This window comes from Aeromonas sp. Marseille-Q7275 (assembly GCF_965119515.1).
The window spans coordinates 93759-115406 of the sequence record NZ_CBCPLW010000010.1 but is presented as its reverse complement, the minus strand read 5'-3'; the positions used below and the strand labels follow the sequence as shown (position 1 = coordinate 115406).

Annotated in this window: 13 protein-coding genes; 9 read left to right on the top strand and 4 right to left on the bottom strand. The window is 65.0% G+C overall.

The window, feature by feature from the left end; all coding sequences use genetic code 11:
- The first annotated feature begins 21 nt into the window (after positions 1-21).
- Both ACWPWQ_RS11475 and ACWPWQ_RS11470 read left to right on the top strand, forming a co-directional pair.
- Positions 22-654, top strand: coding sequence for a trimeric intracellular cation channel family protein (locus tag ACWPWQ_RS11475; RefSeq protein ID WP_025326511.1), 633 nt, complete (start codon positions 22-24; stop codon positions 652-654).
- 101 nt (positions 655-755) lie between these two features.
- Complete coding sequence (locus ACWPWQ_RS11470) at positions 756-1148, top strand: hypothetical protein (RefSeq protein ID WP_139434151.1); 393 nt, start codon at positions 756-758, stop codon at positions 1146-1148.
- A 74-nt stretch (positions 1149-1222) separates the two neighbouring features.
- Here the strand turns inward: ACWPWQ_RS11470 and thiI are convergent, their stop codons facing one another.
- A complete protein-coding gene (thiI, locus tag ACWPWQ_RS11465; RefSeq protein ID WP_408838050.1) occupies positions 1223-2671 on the bottom strand; it encodes a tRNA uracil 4-sulfurtransferase ThiI in 1449 nt (482 codons plus the stop codon).
- A gap of 175 nt (positions 2672-2846) precedes the next feature.
- Here thiI and ACWPWQ_RS11460 point away from each other — a divergent pair, with 175 nt between their 5' ends.
- A complete protein-coding gene (locus ACWPWQ_RS11460) occupies positions 2847-3806 on the top strand; it encodes a hypothetical protein (RefSeq protein ID WP_454009814.1) in 960 nt (319 codons plus the stop codon).
- Between the two features lie 72 nt (positions 3807-3878).
- On the opposite strand, the gene pbpC is transcribed toward ACWPWQ_RS11460, so the two are convergent.
- Complete coding sequence (gene pbpC, locus ACWPWQ_RS11455; protein ID WP_454009846.1) at positions 3879-6200, bottom strand: penicillin-binding protein 1C; 2322 nt, start codon at positions 6198-6200, stop codon at positions 3879-3881.
- A gap of 52 nt (positions 6201-6252) precedes the next feature.
- On the bottom strand, positions 6253-11106 hold the full coding sequence (locus ACWPWQ_RS11450) for an alpha-2-macroglobulin family protein (protein WP_454009813.1): 4854 nt from the start codon (positions 11104-11106) through the stop codon (positions 6253-6255).
- A gap of 559 nt (positions 11107-11665) precedes the next feature.
- Here ACWPWQ_RS11450 and ACWPWQ_RS11445 point away from each other — a divergent pair.
- From ACWPWQ_RS11445 to ACWPWQ_RS11425, 5 genes are read left to right on the top strand one after another with little or no spacing between them, the layout of a single operon-like run.
- Positions 11666-12703: an AI-2E family transporter gene (locus ACWPWQ_RS11445; protein ID WP_454009812.1), complete on the top strand. Its 1038-nt coding sequence runs from the start codon at positions 11666-11668 to the stop codon at positions 12701-12703.
- Between the two features lie 4 nt (positions 12704-12707).
- Complete coding sequence (locus ACWPWQ_RS11440; protein ID WP_202045106.1) at positions 12708-14225, top strand: efflux transporter outer membrane subunit; 1518 nt, start codon at positions 12708-12710, stop codon at positions 14223-14225.
- Entirely contained in the window at positions 14218-15312 is a 1095-nt protein-coding gene (locus ACWPWQ_RS11435; protein ID WP_202045105.1) for an HlyD family secretion protein, read from the top strand. Before ACWPWQ_RS11440 ends, ACWPWQ_RS11435 begins: the two co-directional genes overlap by 8 nt.
- Before the next feature lie 8 nt (positions 15313-15320).
- On the top strand, positions 15321-16349 hold the full coding sequence (locus tag ACWPWQ_RS11430) for a hypothetical protein (RefSeq protein ID WP_404838160.1): 1029 nt from the start codon (positions 15321-15323) through the stop codon (positions 16347-16349).
- Between the two features lies 1 nt (position 16350).
- A complete protein-coding gene (locus tag ACWPWQ_RS11425) occupies positions 16351-16779 on the top strand; it encodes an ion channel (protein ID WP_202045103.1) in 429 nt (142 codons plus the stop codon).
- A gap of 93 nt (positions 16780-16872) precedes the next feature.
- On the opposite strand, the gene ACWPWQ_RS11420 is transcribed toward ACWPWQ_RS11425, so the two are convergent.
- Positions 16873-18561 carry an FAD-dependent oxidoreductase gene (locus ACWPWQ_RS11420; protein ID WP_454009811.1) on the bottom strand — a complete coding sequence of 563 codons (1689 nt, stop codon included), beginning with the start codon at positions 18559-18561 and terminating at the stop codon, positions 16873-16875.
- 134 nt (positions 18562-18695) lie between these two features.
- On the opposite strand from ACWPWQ_RS11420, the gene ACWPWQ_RS11415 reads away from it, so the two are divergent.
- Entirely contained in the window at positions 18696-21635 is a 2940-nt protein-coding gene (locus ACWPWQ_RS11415; RefSeq protein WP_454009810.1) for a sensor domain-containing phosphodiesterase, read from the top strand.
- Positions 21636-21648: the final 13 nt, after the last annotated feature.

The following is a 21648-nucleotide window of genomic DNA, read 5'->3' as shown; positions in this document are numbered from 1 at the left end:
ATTGGACGTGAGTTGTTCTCCATGCAGACACTGGTTGAGCAGATTGTTTACATCAGCGACATGTTTGGTACTGCGGTATTCGCGTTTTCGGGGGTATTGGTGGCAGGGCGCCTTCGAATGGACGGCTTCGGCGTCATGGTGCTGGCCGCGGTGACCGCCATCGGTGGTGGCACCATACGTGACATGATCCTGGGCGCCACCCCGGTATTCTGGGTACGCGACCCCCTCTATATCTGGGTGGTGATCGCCACGGCCCTCATCGGCATGTGGATGGTCAAGCTGCCCCGCCGCATGCCCTGGTATGTGCTGCCGGTGGCCGACGCCTTCGGGCTGGCGCTCTTTACCGTGATAGGCGCCCAGAAGGCGCTCAACTTCGGCACCTCAGGGCTGATTGCGGTGCTCATGGGCACCATGACAGGGGTTGCTGGCGGCATGATCCGGGACGTGCTGGCCCGGGAAGTGCCCATGGTGCTGCAAAAGGAGATCTACGCCACCGCCTGCATCCTGGGGGGCATCCTCTATACCCTGGCGTTGGAGGTCAACATGGACAGGGTCACCGCCATGCTCATCTGCATGACGGCCGTTTTTGGCCTGCGCGTGGCCGCCATCTACTGGCACCTCTCCCTGCCGACCTTCTCGTTGCAGCGCAACTGAACCTGGGCTGGGTGGGCGAGATCCCACCCTTGCAGGGGCAAGATTGAACCAAGCCCGCTTTTCTGTTGTCATAGAGTGGTCGTTTCAAGCCGGATTACCTCATGCAAAAACTTGGGCTCATTACCACGCTGATTCTGATGATGGTGGCAGCGGCTCATGCGGGGGCACAGGCCCTGTTCGGGCGCCTGGCATCCACCCCGGTGCAGCAGTTCAACCAGCAGATCCGTCAGGCGAGCAGCAGTCAGCAGGGCTGGGTCAACGACTATCGCGAAGTGGCCCGCCGCTTCGTGGGTCATGAAGACGTGCCCACCCGCATCCATGCCCAGCAACTGGACAACGATCTGGTGCTCTCGGTGGCCCTCGATGGCCAGAAGAGCGACATGATCTACATCCTGACCCTGTTTCGCAGCAACAACCTGTGGCAGATGCGTCAGGCCGAGATGGGCTGGCGCTGCCATGGTCAGGAGACCTTTACCCCCGTCCCCTGCCCCTGATCATCACCGAACATGTGAAATAAAAAAATCCGGCACCTTGGCCGGATTTTTTTATGGGCGCATGGGCACCGCTATCAGGGGCGGTACACCTTGACGTTGTCAAAGCCCTGCTCTTTCAGATAGAGCGCCTGCAGCTTGCTCATCACGCCGCGATCGCAATAGAGCAGGTAGGTCTGCTCTTTCGGCAGATCGCCAAAGGCGGTTGCCAGCTTGAAGAAGGGGATGTGCAGCACTGCGCGCCCTTCCACCACCAGCGGCTTCTCGTCGCGCTCATCACTGGAGCGGATGTCCAGGATGACTTCGTTGGCGGCCAGCACCTGGGTGGTCTCCACCTCCTGCACCTGGGCGGCAGTCTCCTCGCCGATGCGGCGGATGTCGAGATAGCGCGCTTCGCTCACCACCTTGTCCAGGATGGCGAAGTCGAAGTTGGCTTCTTCCGCCTCGATGCGGGAGAGCTCGGCCTTCACGGTCGGCTTCTTGGAGATGACGCCGCAATACTCCGGCATGGTCTCGGCGAACTCCAGGGTGCCGATGCGACGGGCCTCGCTGATGATGTCCGGCTTGTCCCAGGTGATGAGCGGGCGCAGGATCACCTTGTCGGTTACCCGATCGATGACGTTCAGGTTGGTCAGGGTCTGGCTGGAAACCTGGCCCACGCACTCGCCGGTCACCAGGGCCGGGATCTGGAAGGTGTCCGCCACCTGGCCGGCGGCACGCATCATCATCCGCTTGAGCACCACCCCCATCTGACCGTTGTCGATCTTCTCGAGGATCTCGGCCACCACGGGCTCGAAGTCGATGGCAGTGAAACGCACCTTGTGGGAGGCACCAAACTTGTTCCACAGGTAATAGGCGACCTGCTTGACACCGATCTCGTGGGCGGCGCCCCCCAGATTGAAGAAGCAGTAGTGGACGCGGCAGCCGCGCTTGATGAACTGGTAGGAGGCCACGCCGGAGTCGAAGCCACCGGAGAGCAGGCTCAGCACGTCCTCCTGGGTCGCCATGGGGAAGCCCCCCATGCCGTGATGGACCGCACTGATGATGTAGAGCTCGTCGTTTTCCACTTCCAGGTTGACCTGGATATCGGGTTTTTTAAGGCGCACACCGGCAGTTTCACAGTGCTGGTTGAGGCCGCCACCCACATAGCGCTCCAACTCCAGGGAGCTGAAGTCGTGCTTGCCGACGCGACGGGCGCGCACGCAGAAGGTCTTGCCTTTCAGGCGATCGCCCCAGACGGCGCGGGTCTGCTCGAAGATGTCGTGCAGATCGGTAAAGTTGCTCAGCTTCACTTCGAGGAAGTACTGGATGCCCGGGATACAGGCCAGGGTCTCGAGATACTGGGCGTGGAACTGATCGTTGCGGGAGCTCACTACCAGCTTGTCCCAGTCCATCCGCACGCGGGCGTCTTCGTCAAAGCGGCGCAACACGTTACGGATGTTGCCCTGCAGCATCTTGGTGAAACGCTGACGCACTGACTTGCTCTTGATGGTGATTTCGGGGAACAGCTTGATAATGAACTTCATGGTGTTGACTCGGGTGGCCTTGATTTAAGGGCGCGAATTATATCAGAAGTTTGGCGTCAGCGCCTACTGGCCAGGCGACGGCATATTTTCCCACGCAATGTTTGCCGCAAGGCGGCAATCTTGCGTATATTCCCGAGCCTGCGCCTTGGCCACCGGCTTGAACCCTGACGATCCGATGAAGACCTATATCTACTACCCCGGCATGGAAGTACGGGATGAACTCTGGCTCAAGTTTGCTCTTATCTATCTGGAGCGGCTCGCCTTCGTCTTCACCGTCAGCGAGAAGAGCGGCCTCACCTCCCTACTCGATACCCTGCGCCAGCAGAGCGACCTGCTGACCGAGCCGCCCGAGCCCGCCTTCTTTGCCGCCATCACGCCCCAGATTGAGAGCCAGATCACCGGCCTTGTCGCCCCCGACTTCGTCCGTCACAAGGTGTTTGGCAACAAGGAGCTGATCACGCGCTGGCGCCAGCGTGCCAACCACGACTGCTTCTGCCCCGCCCAGCCAGGTCTGGAGCGGCTGCACGGTTTTTGCCTGGCTCACGGTTTTGCCAGCCGGGAAGAGGGCGGGTTCAGGATGGCGCGCCGCTTTGCCAACCTGCTCTCCATGCGACTTGCACGCGAGTGGGCGCTCGCCAATGAGGGGGCCCTCATCACGGATCACGACTATCTGGACCGGCTGCTTCACCTGCTCGAATCCCGCTACCACAATCGCGGTGGTCAGGACTGCTTCCACCTCGAGATCCCGCTGCAAGTGCCCACTCACCTCGCCGAGATCTCTTTTGCGGAGCTGATTGCCCTGCGCGGGCGCAGCGGTTTTCGCCAGCAGCTGGCGGCCTTCCACCAGGCTCTGGATGCCCTGCTCGCCATGCTTGGCAGCGGCTACGCCGACCCTGAGGTACTGGCCCGCTTCGAGCAGGCGCAGCAGGGGCTCAACCAGCTGCTGGGCCCGGAGACCCGCAGCCTGCCGCTCACCACCCTGGTCAGCTGCTCATTGCCCGCCATGGCGATGATCCACAGGCTCAAGGAGAGTCATCCCGACAGCACTCTGGTCTTCCATCCCATCAAGAAGAGCCACTTCCACCAGCGCAAGAGCCAGCACTTCTTCACCCGGCTGGGTCAGGTCAAACCCTGAGCTAGCTTAGGCACAGAGGCTGCCGTCAAAATATTGTCGCCCTGAACGGGTAGCCCCTTTGACTCGCCTCTCTCAGGAGGGGTTCTCCAACCGAAACTCGATGCGATCGCTGTTGCCCGCCTCGTCCACCACCACCAGCTGGTAGCGCCCCGCCTCGCTCAGCACCTGATCCCCGTCCCAGCGCAGCCGCTGTCCGTTGAGAAACCAGGCCGGCTTGCCCACGCCCCCCAGCACTTTGGGTTGTAACCGATAGCGCTGACTGCGGATAAGATTCCCCTCCCCCAGTGCCAGGATGCGAATGGGGGCCTGCAGCTCGGCGCTTCGTCCCTCCCCTGCACAACCGCTTGCCAGCAGCGACTGGCGCCGCTCGCCTGGCACCCGCCAGGGCTCCAGCGAGAGCGGCCAGAGCGCCCGAACGCCGGATTGCGCCGCATCCTGGCAACGGGCCAGGGTCGGTTTGCCCTCGGCGGTCAATGCCACCTGCCGCAACGGCGAAGGCCAGTCCATGGGATCCGGCAAGGTCGGGGGATCGCGCCCTTCCAGCAGCCAGGCGCTCTGACGTTGCAGACACGTCTCTGGCTGGGTCGCGCTCGCCTTGCGTCCCAACGGCCAGCAGATCTCCGCCTCGCTCACCGTATTGGGCTGCACCGGCAGAGGGCTGTTGTCCGAGAGCCGCGAGTAGACCGAGAGCAGCAGCGGCACCGCCGCGCTCTGGCCGTAAAAACCGGGCATGGGGGTGCCGTCGGGGCGTCCCAGCCAGACGCCTATGGTCCAGCGACCGGAGACCCCCATGGCCCAGCTGTCGCGATAGCCATAGCTGGTGCCGGTCTTCCAGGCCAGCCGGTTGACCCGGCCGGTCGCCTCGCTGGCAAAGGGTTGGTCCGCCCGCCCCTGCGCGCTCAATATTTGCCAGATGATCCAGGCCGCCCCCGGACTCAGCAAGGGGCGCGACACCGCCTGCTGCCCTGCCAGCCAGACAGGCATGGCTACCTGCCCCTCCCGGGTCAGCGAGCTGTAGAGCGCCACCAGCTGCTCGAGCCGAATGCCTGCCGCCCCCAGTGCTATGGCCGGATTGGGCTTGTCGGATAGCGCCAGCCGCACCCCGGCGTTGTCGAGGCGGCTGACCAGCTTGTCGGCCCCAAGCGCCTCCAGCACCTGCACCGCCGGCACGTTGAGGGATTGCTGCAGCGCCTGGGCGAGCGTCACCGGTCCCTGAAAGGCGCCGGAAAAGTTGGCGGGTCTGTAATCCGAGCCCAGCCTCGGCGCATCGGAGAGCAGGGAGGCCGAGTGCACCAGCCCCTCGTCCATGGCCAGACCGTAGATAAAGGGCTTGAGGGTGGAGCCGGGGGAGCGGATCGCCTGCACCATGTCGAGGTAACCGTGGCGGCGCAAATTGCCATACTCGGCGCTGCCCACATAGGCGCGCACCGCCATGGTGCTGTTGTCTACCAGCAGCAGGGCGGCGGAAGTCTGCTCGGGGAAGCGGCGGATATAGCTTGCCACCCGCCCCTCCAGCCAGCGCTGCAGATCGCCGTCTATGGTGGTGTGCACCAGGGCCCCCGGCTGGTTGTCGGCGGCGAGACGGGCAAACAGCGGCGCCTCCATCGGCGTGAAGTGACCGCGGGCCAGCACAGGCTCGATGCGCCCCTCCTGCCACGCCTGCTCGGGCCAGACACCCTGTGCCACCAGCCGCTGCATCACCTTGTCCCGGGCGGCGCGGGCCCGCTCGGGATGCCGGTCCGGCCGGTTGCGGCTGGGAGCCTGCGGCAGCACCGCCAACAGAGCAGCCTCGGCGTGGGTCAGCTTGGCGGCGCTCTTGCCAAGATAGGCAAAACTTGCCGCCTGCACCCCCTCCAGATTGCCGCCAAAGGGCGCCCGGTTGAGGTAGACGGTGAGCAGGGTGCGCTTGTCATAATGCCACTCCAGCTGCAGTGCGCGCGCCATCTGGCGCAGCTTGCCGGGCACGCTCCTGTGGTAAGGCTCGATGAGGCGGGCCACCTGCATGGTGAGGGTCGAGCCACCCGACACGGCGCGCCCATGGCGCAACCACTGCCAAACCCCGCGGACCATGGCCACCGGATTGACCCCGGGATGGCGCCAGAAATGGCGATCCTCGTAGCCCAGCAGCGCCTCTATATAGCGGGGGGAGACCTGCTCCAGGGTCACGGGGTAGCGCCACACGCCGCTGGTGTCGGCAAAGGCGCGCAGCGGCCGCCCCTTCATGTCGAGCACCACCCGCGCATAGGCGGGGTCGAGCGGCGGCGGCGGGAAAATGCGATCGAGCGCCAGCAGCGCCAGAAACAGGGCTACAACGCCCAGCACCGAGCAGCGCAGCCAGCGCGGTAGACGGCCAAGCCTGTGACGGCAAGCTCGGCCACAGTGACAAAGTCGCAGCCAGCCACGCTGCCAGAAAGTGAGCGGGCGAACCCGCTCGAGGGAGGGAAGATTACTCAGAGATGCTCACCTCGTGGATATCCTCACCCAGGGCCCTGAGCTCGGGGCGGTACATATCCTCCACCTGGGTCGGCGGCACCTGATAGCGACCCGGCGTCACCGCCCGCATCAGATAGACCAGCTGCTGGTTGCCCCCCGCACTCAGATCCAGCGCCACCGTGTAGCGGTCATCGCGAAACTCCTGATGCTTGAGATAGTCGTTCCACTCGCTCTGCCACGCCGGTTTCCCCTCAATGGAGAGCTCTTCGAGCTTGATGCTGTTGCCAAGGGCCGGGTTCTCCAGCTCGAAGCCTGCCGGCACCATCTCCACCAGCAGGGCATCGGGCACCGCCGATTCGCTGCTGACGTTGAGTCGCACCACCACCAGATCGCCCACCTTCACCTTGGCGGGATCAAACGGCTGACCGTCGCTGTTGAACCAGCTGCGGGTCACGCTTATCCCCTGACTCAACCGGGTAGGAGCCTGTTCGGGGTAGCCGATCACAGTGCGCTGCACATAGAGGGATCCATTGCCCTCGTTGGTGACCCCGCTGACTGCCAGTGCCTCGGGGGCGCCCAACTGCAAGGCGGCCGAACCGCTCAGAGATTCACTGCCAAGAGAGGAAGTCACCTTGGCCTGCCAGTCGACGGCCGGATCGAAGCGGGCGAGTCGCAGCAGGGCGAGCCGCTCCTGAGTGCTGAGCCACTGACGGTGAGCCAGGGTGTCGGCCACCTTGGCACTGAGGGCTGACCAGCGATCCGCAGCCAGCTTGTGCTGGCGCAGCAAGGAGAGCTCGAGGGCCTGATCGCGCAGGGGAGAGCCGTAATCCCCGAGATAATCCTCACCGCGCTCGGTCGCCAGCGCCCGGGCAAGGGCCTTGGCGGCATTCTGCTCATCCCCCATGGCCGAGAGCGCCAACGAGAGATGGAGCAGCGGCAAACCCGAGCGGGCGTGATCGGCCTGCTGCTCCCAGATGAGGCGCAGGGTGGCGAGCGGCGCCTTGCCCACCCGGGCCAGCACATAGGCGCTGTAGGCCTGATAGGCCAGTCGGCTGTGCTCGGGGGCACTGCTCCAGCGCTCCCCGTACTGGCTGTCGGTGAGATAGCTTTGCAACCGGTTCAGGGCCTGACTGAGCATGGCCTCCGGCACCGTATCGCCCGCCTCCTTGCGTGCCAGCAGGTAGTCGGCGGCATAGGCGGTGAGCCACTGCTCCTCGTCGGAGCGGCCATCCCAGAGGCCAAAGCCGCCGCTGGGCAGTTGCAACCGCTGCAGCCGTTGCAGCAGGGCGCGTTGCACATCCGCCTCGCTCGCCGGTTTCTTGCCCTCTGCGGGGTTGCTCCAGGCGGCCCGCTCATCTGCCGTGGTCAGCAGATAAGGCCAGGCCCGCGACAGGGTCTGCTCCAGACAGGCGTAGGGGTAGTCGGCCAGCGCCTGCCACTGGGCCGCCGGATCCCAGGGCGGGGTGCCGGAGAGGCTGAGCAGCCCCTGCAGGTTGATGGGATCCAGCCCGGCCAGCTCGCTTGGCGCCAGGCTCATCTGCTGGCCGGGGGGCAGCATCTGGTAACGCTGGCGAGTCTCGGCCGGCCAAGGGGATCGCAGCGGCAAATACCAGTCGCGGCTGACCGCAAAGCCCTTGCCGCTGGCCGCCAGTTGCAGGCTTGCCACGCCGCTCGCCCCGGTCACTGTGAGCGGCAGAGTCAGCCACTGCTCCTCGCCGTTTTTCAGGGACAGCGTGCTGGGTAGCTCGCCGTTTGCCTTGAGCCCACCATTGAGGGTCCAGGCCAGGGAGAGGGTCTGATCCTCACCGCTCATGTTGCGCAGCTGCACCAGCGCCCGGGTCTCATCCCCTCTGGCGCCAAAGCGCGGCCAGCCAATCTCCGCCACCAGGGGCGCCACTACCTTGACGGCGCGATCGGCCTGGCCCACCTGCTGTTCGTTCCAGGCCAGCGCCATCAGCGCCAGCTCGCCGTTGACATTGGGCAGATCGAGCGGGATCACCGCCTTGCCCTGCTCGTCGAAACTCACCTCGCCGCTCCAGAGCGCTGCGATCTCGACCCGGCTCTCCAGTGCGCCACCCTTTTTCAGCGGTGCCCGGTCCCCCCCGTAGTTGAGGCGAGCCAGCTTGCCATCCTGCGGCGGGATCACCTGACCGTAGTTGTCGAACAAGTCTTGCGCGAAGCGCTTGCGACCGAAGAAGATCTCGAACGGGTCGAGGGGCTGGTAGTCGCTGATATTGAGCACGCCCCGATCCACCGCCGCCAGCACCACGCGGCCCTGACTGTTGGGGGTGGAGGTCGCGGTCACTTCCAGCCGGGTGAGCGGCACCGCTTTATCCGGCGCGCTCAGGGTGAGCCGCAGACGGCGCGCTTCCCGATCCAGGGTGAGCGGCACCAGGCCGACCGAGCGCAGGCTTGGTATTCCCTTGCTGCTCGCCGGCCTCGACTCGCTGTCAGGGACGGCGATCTGGGCCGAGATATGGAGATCATGACGCTGCCACTCAGGGCTGACCGAGATCTCGAACTCGCCGCGCCCCTCACCTTGTCCTGCACCTTCGGCGTTCAGCTCGATGCGCTGCCACCAGCGCAGGCCGTCGCCATCCTCCACCAGCAAGAGCCCCTTGCCGGGCCGCGGTGCCACCAGGGTCACTTTGGCCTTGTCCCCCGCCTGATAGGCGCGCTTGTCGAGGGTGATGGCAATCTTGTCGGGCCGCGCCTGCTCGCCACCGCCGCCCCAGGCGTAGCTGCCGATCTCCAGCCGCAGGCTGGATTGATGGCCCTGACTGTTCTCCACCTCCAACCGATACCAGCCCGCCGCCAGCTGCAAACTGAGGGGGGTCGGCCCCTTGCCATCCAGCAGCAGGGTCTGCTCCTGCTCCAGATAGGGCTGGCTGTTGAATTCGTACTTCCACCCCTCGCCGTCGGCGTAGTGCCAGTAGTAGTCGCGGTACTCGTTGATAAGGCGCACCTTCACCTCGCCCGCCACCGGCTGCCCCTTGTCGTCGAGGTTGAGGATCTGGAAGGGGAGCGGCTTGCCCCCTTCCACCCGATCCGCCACGAAATCGGACTTGAGGGCGGGCCACTGGCTGCCCGCTGGCCAGCCGTACTGGGTGCGGCTGCGATTGACGGCGCGGCCACCTGGCTCGGAGAGCGACACCCGATAGGCCACGGCCAGCGGCCCGAGGCCGCGCACCCCATCGAGCTCATCCGCCAGCGAGAAAGTCCCCTGCCCCTGTTCATTGAGGGTGATATTGAGGGGCTCCGGCTCTTTGGCCTGCTCGGCGAGCAGCACGTCACCCAGGGTGAACTCCTGCCACTGGGTAAAGGGCATGGTGGCGCGGCTTATCTTCACCTCCGCCTTCGCCTTGGTGGTGCTCGCCGGGGCGCCGTAGAGGTAATCCCCCTGCAGCGGCAGGGTGAGCGCGGCTTCAGGGCTCTGCAATTCCCCCTCCGGTCCCTTGCCGAGCTGCAGTTTCAGCCGCTCCGGCAGGAACTCCTCCACCAGGAAGGGCCACTCGAAACGGCTGCCCGCCGATGTTTTGAGGGTGATGGTCCAGCGCCCGAGCGGCGCATCGTCCGGCAGGCGCAGACCATAGTGGGCGGCGCCCAGGTTGTCCGGCAGCAGCCGTTTCTGTTCGAGCAGCTGGCCATCCGGCTGCTTCACCTCCAGCTCCACCGCCATGCCGGGCAACAGCTGGCCATCCTGCCCCTTGAGCAGGATCTCGCTGTCGAGCCGCTCGCCAGGGCGGTAGAGATCCCGTCCACTGAACAGATAAAGCTGCTGTGCCTGCCAGGGCTGAGTGCCGAGATCGAAGGTGGAGAGATCGAGGGCCGCCCCATCGAGGCGCAGCACAGCCAGATGCTTGCCCTGCTCGGCCAGCAGCAGGCGAGCCCCCTGCACCTGATCGAAGCGGCGATGGCCCTGGGGATCCGTGTTTTGCACCTGCAGCCGGTTGCCCTTCTCGTCGAGCAGGGAGAGCTGCACCTCCTTGAGGGGTTCGGCGCTGGCCAGGGAGCTGACGAACACCTCCAGCTGATCCCGGTAGCGGCGGGCGCTGAGCCCCATGTCGCTCACCGCGAAATAGGTGGTCTCCTTGCGCCAGTCGTAGTTGCCAAGGGGTGACATCACCGCAAAGTAGACGCCGGCCTCGGCCAGTTGCGGCTCCTTCACATTGATAAGGCGGGTCTCGCGCCGGTTGGCATCAAGCGCCAGGGCATAGCGACCGCTGAACACCCGCTTGGCTCGCCGGGTGACCTGCTCCAGATCCCAGTTGCCCATGCCGGCACCGGGGCGATACTCGGCCAGGAAGCGTGGCAGATACTCCGCATCGACCCGGAAGAAGTCGATATTGACCTCGTCCACATTGACCGCGCGGATGGGCAGGCGCAGCTCCTCGCGCAGGGGCAATACCATGCCGCTGGCGGTAAAGGAGGCCCCCGCCTCCAGCGGTCGGGTCTTGAGGGTCCAGCGCTGGGTGGCTGGGCCCAGCCCCGCCTTGAGACTCACCTCGTAGCTTTTATCGGGCTGGACGTTCGGGAAATAGAGGGTGCGGCCATCGTCGGCCAGGATCCACTCCCCCTGCACCTGCTTGCCCCCTTCGCTGACCCCGAGCCAGCTCTGCCAGTTCGCCTTGGGCGCCAAGGGGCCGGAGAAGACCAGTGCCAGCGCCGGGGCATCGCGATATTGACGGGCATTGGCCTGCACCACAGAGGTCGGTGCCCCGGCCTCCTGCTGCGCCTCGGTTGGGGAGGATGCGGGGGCCGGGGTGTCCGGGCCGCAGCCTGTCAGCAGCAGAACCCCCACACCCGCCAGTAACGAGGCCAGCAGACGAGGGACGCGAGACACAGGAGAGGGCTTGAGGAGACGCATAGATTTGATCCCGGGTTGACTCGCCGCCAGCGCGGCGCAGGAGCCAATAGGATAAAACGTCCCCCCCATTAACACAAAACTCAGTGCGGCGGGCACATCATCCACGGCATGCCGTTGCTGGCAGCAGAAATAGCTATTTATGAGCAGGCAATAATATTCCCCATTCGGGGCTCTTTTTTGGGCGGCTATTTTAGATAGGAAAACTTTCCCCGTTTTCTGAACCCAAGCCAAACTGGGAACAACTGTTCGCTTGTGCGGCACGAGGGGACTCTTTACTCTCTGGCCCCGCTGAAGTTGTAGAAGCAATCAACCTAATATCAATCGGTTAAATATTTTTTAAACATTGAGTTCCTGTGCCATACATTAAATGCAGGCAAGGTCAGCGTGCCCCCACGCGCTGAACTCAGTGTTATTTATTACTGCACAACCCATGCCTGCTGGCCCGACATCTATGTTGGGCCAGCATGGTTGTGTGCTCATCCCCCGTCGGAGTCATACCAGAATGGAAAATAACGATCTGTCCATAGTCGAAAAAAGGTTGGTTGCCAGATTCCTGGATATGTTCATCAAGTTTGGCCTTATCCTGGCACTGGGCTCTTTCTGCTTCACCGTGTTCTCCCCCTTCATGAACATGATGCTGTGGGCGCTGATCCTGGCCGTCACCCTCTATCCCCTCCACCAGCGCTTTGCCGCGCGCCTGGGCGGGAAGCAGGGCAAGGCCTCCACCCTGCTGGTCTTGCTGGGGGTGCTGCTCATCGTGGCCCCTACCGTCGTCATGGTCAGCTCCCTGGGTGACAGCGTCAGCTCCCTGGTCGACAAGGTGAACAACAATACCCTGGTGATCCCGGCCCCCTCCGCCGACATCGCCGACATCCCGCTGGTGGGCGCCAAGCTCCATGCCGTCTGGCTGAAGGCCTCGGTGGACCTGCCCAGCCTCATCATCAGCTACCAGCCGCAGCTCGGGGATCTCGCCAAGAAGGTCGTCGGCATCCTGGCCAGCATGGGAGGCGGTCTGCTCGGCTTCGTCTTCTCCTTCATCGTGGCCGGCATCATCATGGCCTGGGGCGCACCGGGTGCGGTGAGCGCCGATCGCATCGCCATGCGCATCACGGATGAACGCAAGGGGCTGGCGCTGACCAAGCTGTGCACCAGCACCATACGTGCCGTCGCTCAAGGGGTCATCGGGGTCGCCTTCATCCAGGCGCTGCTGGCGGGTATCGTCATGATGCTGGCGGGGATCCCGGCCGTCGGCATCTTCTTCGTCCTGGCGCTGATCCTCGGCATCGCCCAGGTGCCCGTGATCCTGGTGACGGCTCCCGCCATCGCCTACATGTGGAGCACGGGTGATCACGGCACTGCGGTGAACATCATCTACAGCGTCCTGCTGATCGTCGCAGGCATGGCCGACAACGTGCTCAAGCCGCTGCTGCTGGGTCGCGGTGTCGATGCCCCCATGCCGGTGGTGCTGCTGGGCGCCCTTGGCGGCATGGCGACCAGTGGCATCCTCGGCATGTTCATCGGCGCCACCCTGCTCTCCATCGGCTATCGCATCTTCATGGCCTGGGTCAACGAAGGTCTGGCTTCTGCGGATAAATAACCCCATGGCCGTCCAACGTCACAACATGCGCCCCCTGTTCACGGGGGGCGCATGCCTGTTATTGAGTGCCTGCACAGTGCTGGGCCCCGACTATCAGGCCCCCAGAGTCGAGGAGATGGCCGGCTGGCACAGCGTCAGCGAGGGTCAGCAGGCGAGTGCGACCGCCGACTATCGCCAATGGTGGAACCGCCTCAACGACCCCGTGCTGAGTGCCCTGGTCGAGGAGTCGCTGCGCAAGAACCCGGACGTCAGGATCGCCGGCTTGCGGATCCTCGAGGCCCAGGCCCAGCTCGGCATCGCCGAGAGCCTGCTCGGCCCCCAGGCCACCGTGGGCACGGGCGAGTTCCTGCAAGCCGGGCAGACCCGGAGCGGCCACAGCAGCGCCGGCAGCAGCTATGGCGCCGGGTTCAACCTCGGCTGGGAGCTCGACTTCTGGGGCAAGTTCGAACGCGGCATCGAAGCGGCGGATGCCAACTACTTCGCCACCCTGGCCCAGTATGATGACATCCAGGTGTTGATGGCCGCCCAGGTGGCCCAACTCTATGTGAGCATCCGCACCGTGGAGGCTCGCCTCTACATAGCCCGGGAGAATGCCCGCCTCCAGCAGCGCAGCCTGGAGATCACCGAGCGGCTGTTCAAGAGCGGCAACAGCGCCGAGCTGGACGTGCAGCAGGCCAAGACCCAGTACCTCGGCACCCTGTCCGGCATTCCGCAACTCGAGACCAGCCTGCGCCAGAGCCAGAATGCCCTCTCGACCCTGATTGCCAGGCCCCCGGGCCCCCTGCCCGAGATGGCCAGCAACACCGGCAAGATCCCCCAGGGCGAGCTGGCCCTGGTCACCGAGATGCCGGCCGACCTGCTGCGCCGGCGTCCCGACGTGCGGGTCGCGGAGCGGCAACTGGCCGCCCAGTCGGCCCTGATCGGCGTGGCCGAGAGCGAGCTCTACCCCTCCATCACCCTGCTTGGCACCCTGGGCGTCAACGCCACCAATGGGGAGAGCGGCACCTTCTCCTGGGCCGTCGGTCCCTCGCTCAGCTGGAACCTGCTCGATCAGGGACGGCTCGGCAACCAGATCCTGGTGCAGGACGCCCGCTTCCAGCAGTTGCACGAGCGCTATCGTGACAGCGTGTTCAAGGCGGCCCGCGAGGTGGATGACGCGGCCGTGGCCTACGCCAACGGCCAGGACGAAATCGTCCTGCTGACCCAGACCGGGGAGGCCGCCCGTCGCTCCCTCGAGATAGCCAACACCCAGTATCGCGAGGGGATGGCGGACTTCCAGCGGGTGCTCGACTCCCAGCGCGCCCTGTTCAACCAACAGGAGCGCCTGGTCAACAGCCGTGGCGCCCGGATGCGGGATCTCATCACGCTCTACAAGGCACTGGGTGGCGGTTGGGAACAGGGGCGCGAACGTCCCCTGGTGACCCCCGAGGTGGAGGCCCAGCTGCGCACGCGCGCCGACTGGGCGCCCCTGCTCGACGCAACCCACTCCCCCATGACACAGAAGGCAAGCTCCCATGACTGACAGCACTGCATCTCCCGGCCAGGCCAGCCGCCGCGCCACCCTAGGGCTGCTGGCTGCAATCCTCCTCCTGCTCATCTGGTATCTGCTGGCGGACCGGCTGACGCCTTACAGCTCCCAGGCCCGGGTGCAGGCCTTCGTGGTCCCCGTCGCCGCCGAGGTGTCCGGCCAGATCAAACGGGTCTATGTTCACGACAACCAGGACGTGGAGGCAGGCTCCCCCCTGTTCGACATCGATCCCGAGCCCTATGACATCGCCCTGGCCAAGGCCAGATCCGACTACCAGACGGTCTTGAGCGGCGTCAAGGCGAACACCGAAGGGGTCAAGGCGGCCGAGGCCTCCCTGATGGCCATGCGCGCCGCCTATGACAACGCGGCCAAGGATGCGGAGCGTCAGGAGCGGCTCTATCGCGAGGATCCGGGCGCCATCTCGGTGCGTCGCCTCGAGGTGGCCCAGGCCAGCCGCGAGACGGCCAAGAGCCAGGTGGCGGCAGCGGAGGCCGACGTCCGCCGCGCCATTGAGGCCGCCGGAGCGAGCGGCGATGACAACTCCCAGCTGCTCAGCGCTCGCTCGGCGGTCCACAAGGCGCAGCTGGATCGCCAGAACACCCGAGTGGTGGCACCGGGTCGGGGGCTCATCACCGACTTGAGCACAGATGCAGGCCAGTTCATCGGGGCCGGCGCACCGGCCATGACACTGATCGCCATCCACGACGTCTGGGTGTCGGCGGATCTGACGGAGAACAACCTCGGCAACATTCGGCCAGGGGACAAGGTCGCCATCCTGCTCGACAGCCTGCCCGGACAGCTGTTCAAGGGGGAGATCCGCAGCGTCGGCTACGGGGTGGGCGATGGCAAGAGCCAGCCCGCCGGTGCCCTGCCCACGGTGGACAACAACCGCGACTGGCTGCGTCAGGCACAGCGTTTCCCGGTCAAGATCGCCTTCCAGAGTGACGACTTTCCGCCGGTCGAGGCGCTGCGGGTCGGCGGTCAGGCCGATGTGCTGGTCTACACCGGCGAGAGCGGGGTGATGCACTTCCTGGGGGCGCTCTATATCCGGCTGATGAGCCTCTTCTCCTTCCTCTATTGAGGCGCCATATGCATAACGCCGACAGGGCTGTACTGCGCATTGGCACCGGCATCGGGCTCGCGGCGGGGATCTGCTACGGCCTGGCCCTGCCCATGCCCCACCTCGGCGTCATCATGGCCTGGGTGGTGCTGTGCCGACCCGGGGAAGCCCTTGGCCTGAAGAAGGGGCTGGCAGGGGGGCTACTGCTGCTGGGGATCATGGCCGCCGGGGTGCTGCTGGTCCCCCTGCTGACCCACTATGCCCTGGCGGCCGTGCTGCTCATCGCCCTGCTGCTCTACCTGCTGATGCAGCAGTCGATGGCCGGCAAGGGGGCCGCCGCCATGCTGCTCATCATGGCCATCACGGTGATCCCGGTGGCCGGGCTCATCGAGCAGTCCCTTGCCATCGCCATCGCCCAGATGATGGGACTGGGGATCCTGATAGGCACCCTGGTCAACCGCATGGCCCACGCGCTCTTCCCCCCCCTGCCGGTGGCAGGGGGGGCGGCAAGGCCGGTGCCATTGCCCCCCGAACATCCCGAGCGGCTGGCGCTGCGCGCCGTCGCCATCGTGCTGCCGGTGTGGCTGCTGGCCCTCGGCAACCCGGCGTTCTACATTCCGGCGGTGATGAAGACGGTAGCGCTGGCCCAGCAGAGCACCTCCCTCAACGCCAGACAGGCGGGCCAGGAGCTGGTGCTCTCGACCCTGGCGGGCGCCCTGCTGGCGTTCGCACTCTGGATGGGACTCAGCCTCTGGCCCTCGCTCCTGATGCTGGTGCTGATGCTCTCCCTGATGACCCTGTGGCTGGCGCGGCGTCTGATCCGGCTGGTGGCGGGGCGCTTCCCTCCCTCATTCTGGAGCAACGCCTGGATCACGGCGCTCATCCTGTTTGGCCCGGCCATCGAGGACAGCGCCACCGGCAAGGATGTGTGGTTGGCGGCCGCCATGCGTTGCGGCCTCTATCTGGTGGTGGCCGGCTATGGCTGGCTGTGTATCTTGCTGCTCGAGCAGTGGTGGCCGGTCGGCCGCCCGCTGGCAGAAGCCAAGTTAGGAGACTGACATGTTTCTCATTTTTATGGTCGGCATCCCGGTGATCCTGATCAACATGCTGTTGCAATCCCTGGTGTCCGTCTGGTGCATCCGCTTCTACATCAAGCGGGTCGGCAAGCGTGAAGGGGTGATGGCCGGCATGCTGGCGCTGTTTGGCATCATCACCCTGGTGATGCTGGGCAACCTGGCCCAGATCGGCGTCTGGGGAGGGCTCTTCCTGTGGCTCGGGGAGTTCGACTCCCTGCAGGAGGCCGTCTACCACTCCGGGGTCAACTTCGCCACCCTGGGCTATGGCGACATCGTCATGAGCCCGCAGTGGAAGCTGCTCGGCCCGCTGGAGGCGGTCAACGGCGCCCTGATGATAGGCCTCTCCGGCGCCTCCATGCTGGCGGTCTTGCAGCATCACATTCGCAAGCAGCTCAATGACGGAACCCCCTGAGCGGGCTGTGCTCATGGTGTAGAAAAGGGCCACTCCATGGAGTGGCCCTTTTTCATGCACAGCAGGGGATTGGGCCATGTCGGCCGGGCAGCACTATTCGGCGAAGGCCAGCTGCCAGGTCTTGAAGCCGCCGGAGAGGTTCTTCACCCGAAAGCCGTGCTGGCTCAGCAGGCGGCAGGCCACGTGACCGCGCAAGCCCACCTGACAGCTGATGAGCAGCTCCTTGTCTCTTGGCAACTCCTCGAGGCGGCCGCGCAGCTCGTCGAGGGGAATGTGCATCGCCCCCGGGATGCGCCCCAGCTTGTCGAGCTCGGGGCCGTTTCGCACATCCACCACCTGCTGGTGAGGGTGGCGGGCCTGCACCTCGGCCGCGTGGCAGAGGATGGTGTCCCCCTTCAGGTGGTTGCTCGCCACGAAGCCCGCCATGTTGATCACATCCTTGGCCGAGCCGAACGGCGGCGCATAGGTGAGCTCCAGATCCTGCAGGTCAAAGACGGTGAGACCGGCGCGCTGGGCCACCGCCAGCACGTCGATGCGCTTGTCGATGCCATCCTTGCCGATGGCCTGGGCGCCGTAAATCTTGCCATCCGGGGCAAACAGCAGCTTGAGGCTGACTGGGTGAGCGCCGGGGTAGTAGCCGGCGTGACTGCCCGGGTGGACATAGACCTTCTCGAACGGCAGCCCCAGCTGCACCAGTCGCTTCTCGTTGAGCCCAGTGCTGGCCACCGCCAAGTCGAACAGCTTGCAGATGGCGGTCCCTTGGGTCTTCTTGTAGGTTTCGCTTCGGCCCAGCATGTTGTCGGCGGCGATGCGCCCCTGCCGGTTGGCGGGGCCCGCCAGCGGGATCAGCACAGCTTCGCCGGTGACGAAGTCGGTCTCCTCCACCGCATCCCCCACCGCAAAGATAAAGGGATCCGAGGTGCGCATGCCGGCATCTACCTTGATGCCGCCGCGGGGGCCCAGCGCCAGCCCCGCCTTGGCGGCGAGCAGGGTTTCCGGTTTGACGCCGATGGCGAGGATCAGCAGGCCGGTGTCGAGGTGAGTGCCGTCGCTCAGGGTCAGGCGCAGGCCGCCGCTGTTGGCGGTGGGCACGGCCGCCGTCATCTCGGCGGGCAGATCCAGACTCTCGATAGCCGATAGGCCGGTGCGCAGACGCAGATCGATCCCCTCTTCCCGGATGCGGGCGTGGAGCATGTTGGCCATCTCCTTGTCCACCGGCGCCATCACCTGATCGGAGAGCTCCAGCAGGGTGACCGCCAGCTGGCGCTGGTGCAGCGCCTCCATCACCTCCAGCCCGATAAAGCCGCCGCCCACCACGGTGACGTGGCGCGGCTTGTCGTGGTGCAGGGCCGCCAGGATGCGATCCATGTCCGGGATATTGCGCAGGGTGTACACGCCAGGGCTGTCGATGCCGGGGAAGGGAGGACGAATGGGCGCCGCCCCCGGGCTCAGCAGCAGCACGTCGTAAGGCTCGCGCCGCTCCTCGCCGGTTTGCAGGTTGCGCACCAGCAGGCTCTTGCCCGCCTTGTCTATCTCGATCACATCGTGGAATACCCGCACATCGACGTTGAAACGGCGCTTGAAGCTCTGGGGCGTCTGCAGCAGCAGGGCATCCCGACTGGGGATATCCCCCCCGATATGATAGGGCAGACCGCAGTTGGCGAAGCTGACGAACTCCCCCCGCTCGAACATCACTATCTCTGCCTCTTCGCTCAACCGACGGGCGCGGGCCGCCGCCGAGGCGCCCCCGGCGACGCCACCCACAATCAGGATCCGTTTCATCTGCAAGACTCCACTCAACAGGAAATGACCAATAAATTAGACTCATCTAATTTAGGTTTCAATGAAATTTTGTTTGCCGCAGATTTGCAGTATTCTTGCCCTCCGACAATTGCTCAACAGGATAGTGCCAGTTCATGTCGTCTACCGCGCTCAGTCATCTCCCGACAGCCAGCCAGGCCCCCCTGTTCTTTCGCCTGGATACCCGTAGTCAACGGCTGGTCGCCCTGACCGATGTGATGCAGACCCCGCTCCACTGGCTCGATGAGCCCCGCAGCGCCTGGCCGGCCCAGTTGCCGGACGTCCTGCGCCAGCCCATAGAGCAGCGGCTCGCCAGCGGCAAGGGGGGCAAGCTGCTGCTGCGCTTTGCCGCCCAGCAGTGGCATATCTCCCTCTCCCATGAACAGGACGCCTTCTGGCTCATCTGCCTGCAGACCCAGCCCCAGGAGAGTGCGGCCAACTTGTCGCTGCAACTGCCGCGCCTGAGCCAGATGGCCAGTCAGCAGCAGTACGCCCCTATGCTGGAGAGCCTCAGGGAGTGCCTGGGGGCCGATCGCCTCATCCTCTGGCACTACCAGGCCAACGGCCCCCTCGGTAGCGAGCAGCTGACCCCTGTCTTCACCCTGAATGCTGATTCTGTCGGTGCCATTCGCGGTGACAGCCGCTACATCCGGGCCTTGCGCACCCGGGGCGCCCTGAGCTTCTCGGAGGCCGCCCATCAGCCCATGCTGAGCCAGCACTATTATCTGGCCAATGCCAATGTCAGCTCCCGCCTGGACGGCGCCCTGCTGGAGCAGGAGAAGCTCATCGGCGTGCTCAGCCTCGAGTACGCCGAGACGACCCTGATAGGCGAAGAGACGCTGCAGCTGGTGCGCCACTGCGCCCAGTTGCTGGGTCACTGGCAGCCCGAACCCGAGGTGGTCGAGGCCTCCCCCTTCACCCTGCCAGGCGGGCTCAGTTGCAAGACCGGCAATGAGTATTGCCGCGCCCTGGTGCGCTGGGCCATGACGGCGAGCGGCGCCCGCATCGGCTGGCTCGGGGAGTTTCAGCTGCGCGGCCAGGATCTCTGGCTCATTCCCCGCTGCGTGCTGGAAGGAGAGACCTTCTCCGCGGTCAAGCCCATGCGGATGGAGATAGGTCCGGGCCGGGAGATCTTCCAGCACGGCCAGAGCCTCTACGTGGAAGACCTGCCCCTGCGCTATCCCCAGGCCACCCAGTTGCTGGCCCTCGATGCCAAGGCCTACATCGGCATCCCCCTCCAGGGCCAGGGCGGCGTTCCCCTGGGTCAGATCACCCTGCTGCTGGACGGGCCGCTGGCCGACCCCATTCCCCTGCTCGATGCCCTCCATGAGCAGCGCGAGCGGGCCGCCATCGAGCTGCAGCGCCTCGCCAACGACGATGCCCTGCGCCTGGCGGAAGTGGCCTTCAATACCCACGACGGTCTGCTGGTGATGGATCACGGCGGCATCATCCTCAAGGTCAACGACTCCTTCAGCCGCATCACCGGCTTTGCCAGCGAGGAGATGCTGGGTCAGCATATCGAGGCCCTGAGGCCCACCTACTATGGCGACAGCCTCAAGCAGGAGGTGATCGCCGCCGTCGACAAGCAGGGATACTGGCTCGGCGAGGAGCAGTGCCTGCACAGGGACGGCCATCTCTTCCCGGTGCGGCTGATGGTGAGCGGCGTCAAGGATGAGGAGGGCGAGATCAGCCACTTCGTCTGCAGCTTCCACGACATCACCCAGGAGAAGGAGACGGCCCGCCACATCGAGCGGCTCGCCTATTACGACGATCTGTGCGACCTCTACAACAGGCGCAGCCTGAACGACATCATGCAGCGTACCCTGCAGAGCCCGAACGGACAGTGGGGGGCATTGCTGCTGCTGGATCTCGACAACTTCAAGTCGATCAACGACTCCCTCGGCCACGCCTGCGGCGATCTGCTGCTCCAGGCCGTGGTGGTGCGGCTCAAGTCCCTGCCCCAGGAGAACCTGGTGCTGGCCCGCACCTCGGGGGACGAGTTCGCCCTGCTGTTCACCGCGCTGGGCCAGGGCTATGTCACCGCCAAGATACTGGCGGAGCACTTCGCCCGGGAGCTGATGGGGATTTTCCGGCTCCCCTTCGACATCGGCGATCACAAGCTGCACTGCAGTGCCTCCGTGGGGATCAGCCTGTTCAGCGACGATGACAAGGATCACCTGATCCTGATGCAGCAGGCCGACACCGCCGTCCACATGGCCAAACGGGCCGGCCAGGGCAACCACATCTTCTTCAGCGAGGCCATGGCGGAGAAGGAGAAGAGCAAGCTCTCCCTGAGCAACCAGCTGCGCGATGCCCTGCGCAACAACGAGCTGGTGCTGCACTACCAGCCCCAGTACAGGGTCGACAACGGTAGCCTCTCGGGCGTGGAGGCCCTGCTGCGCTGGCAGAAGATGGACGGCACCATGATCCCCCCCGGGGACTTCATCCCCATCGCCGAAGAGACCACCCTGATCCAGGAGATAGGCTACTGGGTGATGAAGACCGCCTGCGCCCAGTACAGTTTCTGGCTCAACAACGGCCTCGCCATCCCCCACCTGTCGGTCAACGTCAGCGCCCGCCAGTTCCACACCGCCGGCTTCGTGCAGCAGGTGGAGTACGTGCTGCGCGATACCGGGGTGCCGCCATCGCGCCTGCTGCTGGAAGTCACCGAGTCCGTGGTGCTGGAAAACCGGCTGGACAGCATCGCCAAGATCCGCCAGCTCAAGGCGCTGGGCATCCTCATCTCCATCGATGACTTCGGTACCGGCTACTCTTCTCTCGCCTATTTGCGCGATCTGCCCGCCGATGAGGTCAAACTGGATAGGAGCTTCATCCAGACGCTGGTGCACAGCGAGCAGGACAAGGCCATCGTCAAGGCCATCCTGGATCTCGCCAAGGTATTTCGCTTCACGGTGACCGCCGAAGGGGTGGAGGACGAGGAGCAGCTGGCCGTGCTCAAGGCCCTGGGATGCCAGCACTACCAAGGCTTCCTGACCAGCCGCCCGCTCCCCGTCAAGGCACTGGAGAGTCTGCTGGGTGCCACCCCGGCGGGCTAAACTGGTAGGATTT

Excerpts from the sequence above, each read along its gene's own strand:
- ACWPWQ_RS11430 (WP_404838160.1), top strand. The coding sequence starts at position 15,321 with ATGCATAACGCCGACAGGGCTGTACTGCGCATTGGCACCGGCATCGGG.
- ACWPWQ_RS11475 (WP_025326511.1), top strand. The coding sequence starts at position 22 with ATGCAGACACTGGTTGAGCAGATTGTTTACATCAGCGACATGTTTGGT.
- ACWPWQ_RS11440 (WP_202045106.1), top strand. The coding sequence starts at position 12,708 with ATGGCCGTCCAACGTCACAACATGCGCCCCCTGTTCACGGGGGGCGCA.
- ACWPWQ_RS11445 (WP_454009812.1), top strand. The coding sequence starts at position 11,666 with ATGTTCATCAAGTTTGGCCTTATCCTGGCACTGGGCTCTTTCTGCTTC.
- ACWPWQ_RS11470 (WP_139434151.1), top strand. The coding sequence starts at position 756 with ATGCAAAAACTTGGGCTCATTACCACGCTGATTCTGATGATGGTGGCA.
- ACWPWQ_RS11420 (WP_454009811.1), bottom strand. The coding sequence starts at position 18,561 with ATGAAACGGATCCTGATTGTGGGTGGCGTCGCCGGGGGCGCCTCGGCG.
- ACWPWQ_RS11415 (WP_454009810.1), top strand. The coding sequence starts at position 18,696 with ATGTCGTCTACCGCGCTCAGTCATCTCCCGACAGCCAGCCAGGCCCCC.
- ACWPWQ_RS11435 (WP_202045105.1), top strand. The coding sequence starts at position 14,218 with ATGACTGACAGCACTGCATCTCCCGGCCAGGCCAGCCGCCGCGCCACC.
- ACWPWQ_RS11425 (WP_202045103.1), top strand. The coding sequence starts at position 16,351 with ATGTTTCTCATTTTTATGGTCGGCATCCCGGTGATCCTGATCAACATG.
- thiI (WP_408838050.1), bottom strand. The coding sequence starts at position 2,671 with ATGAAGTTCATTATCAAGCTGTTCCCCGAAATCACCATCAAGAGCAAG.
- ACWPWQ_RS11450 (WP_454009813.1), bottom strand. The coding sequence starts at position 11,106 with ATGCGTCTCCTCAAGCCCTCTCCTGTGTCTCGCGTCCCTCGTCTGCTG.
- ACWPWQ_RS11460 (WP_454009814.1), top strand. The coding sequence starts at position 2,847 with ATGAAGACCTATATCTACTACCCCGGCATGGAAGTACGGGATGAACTC.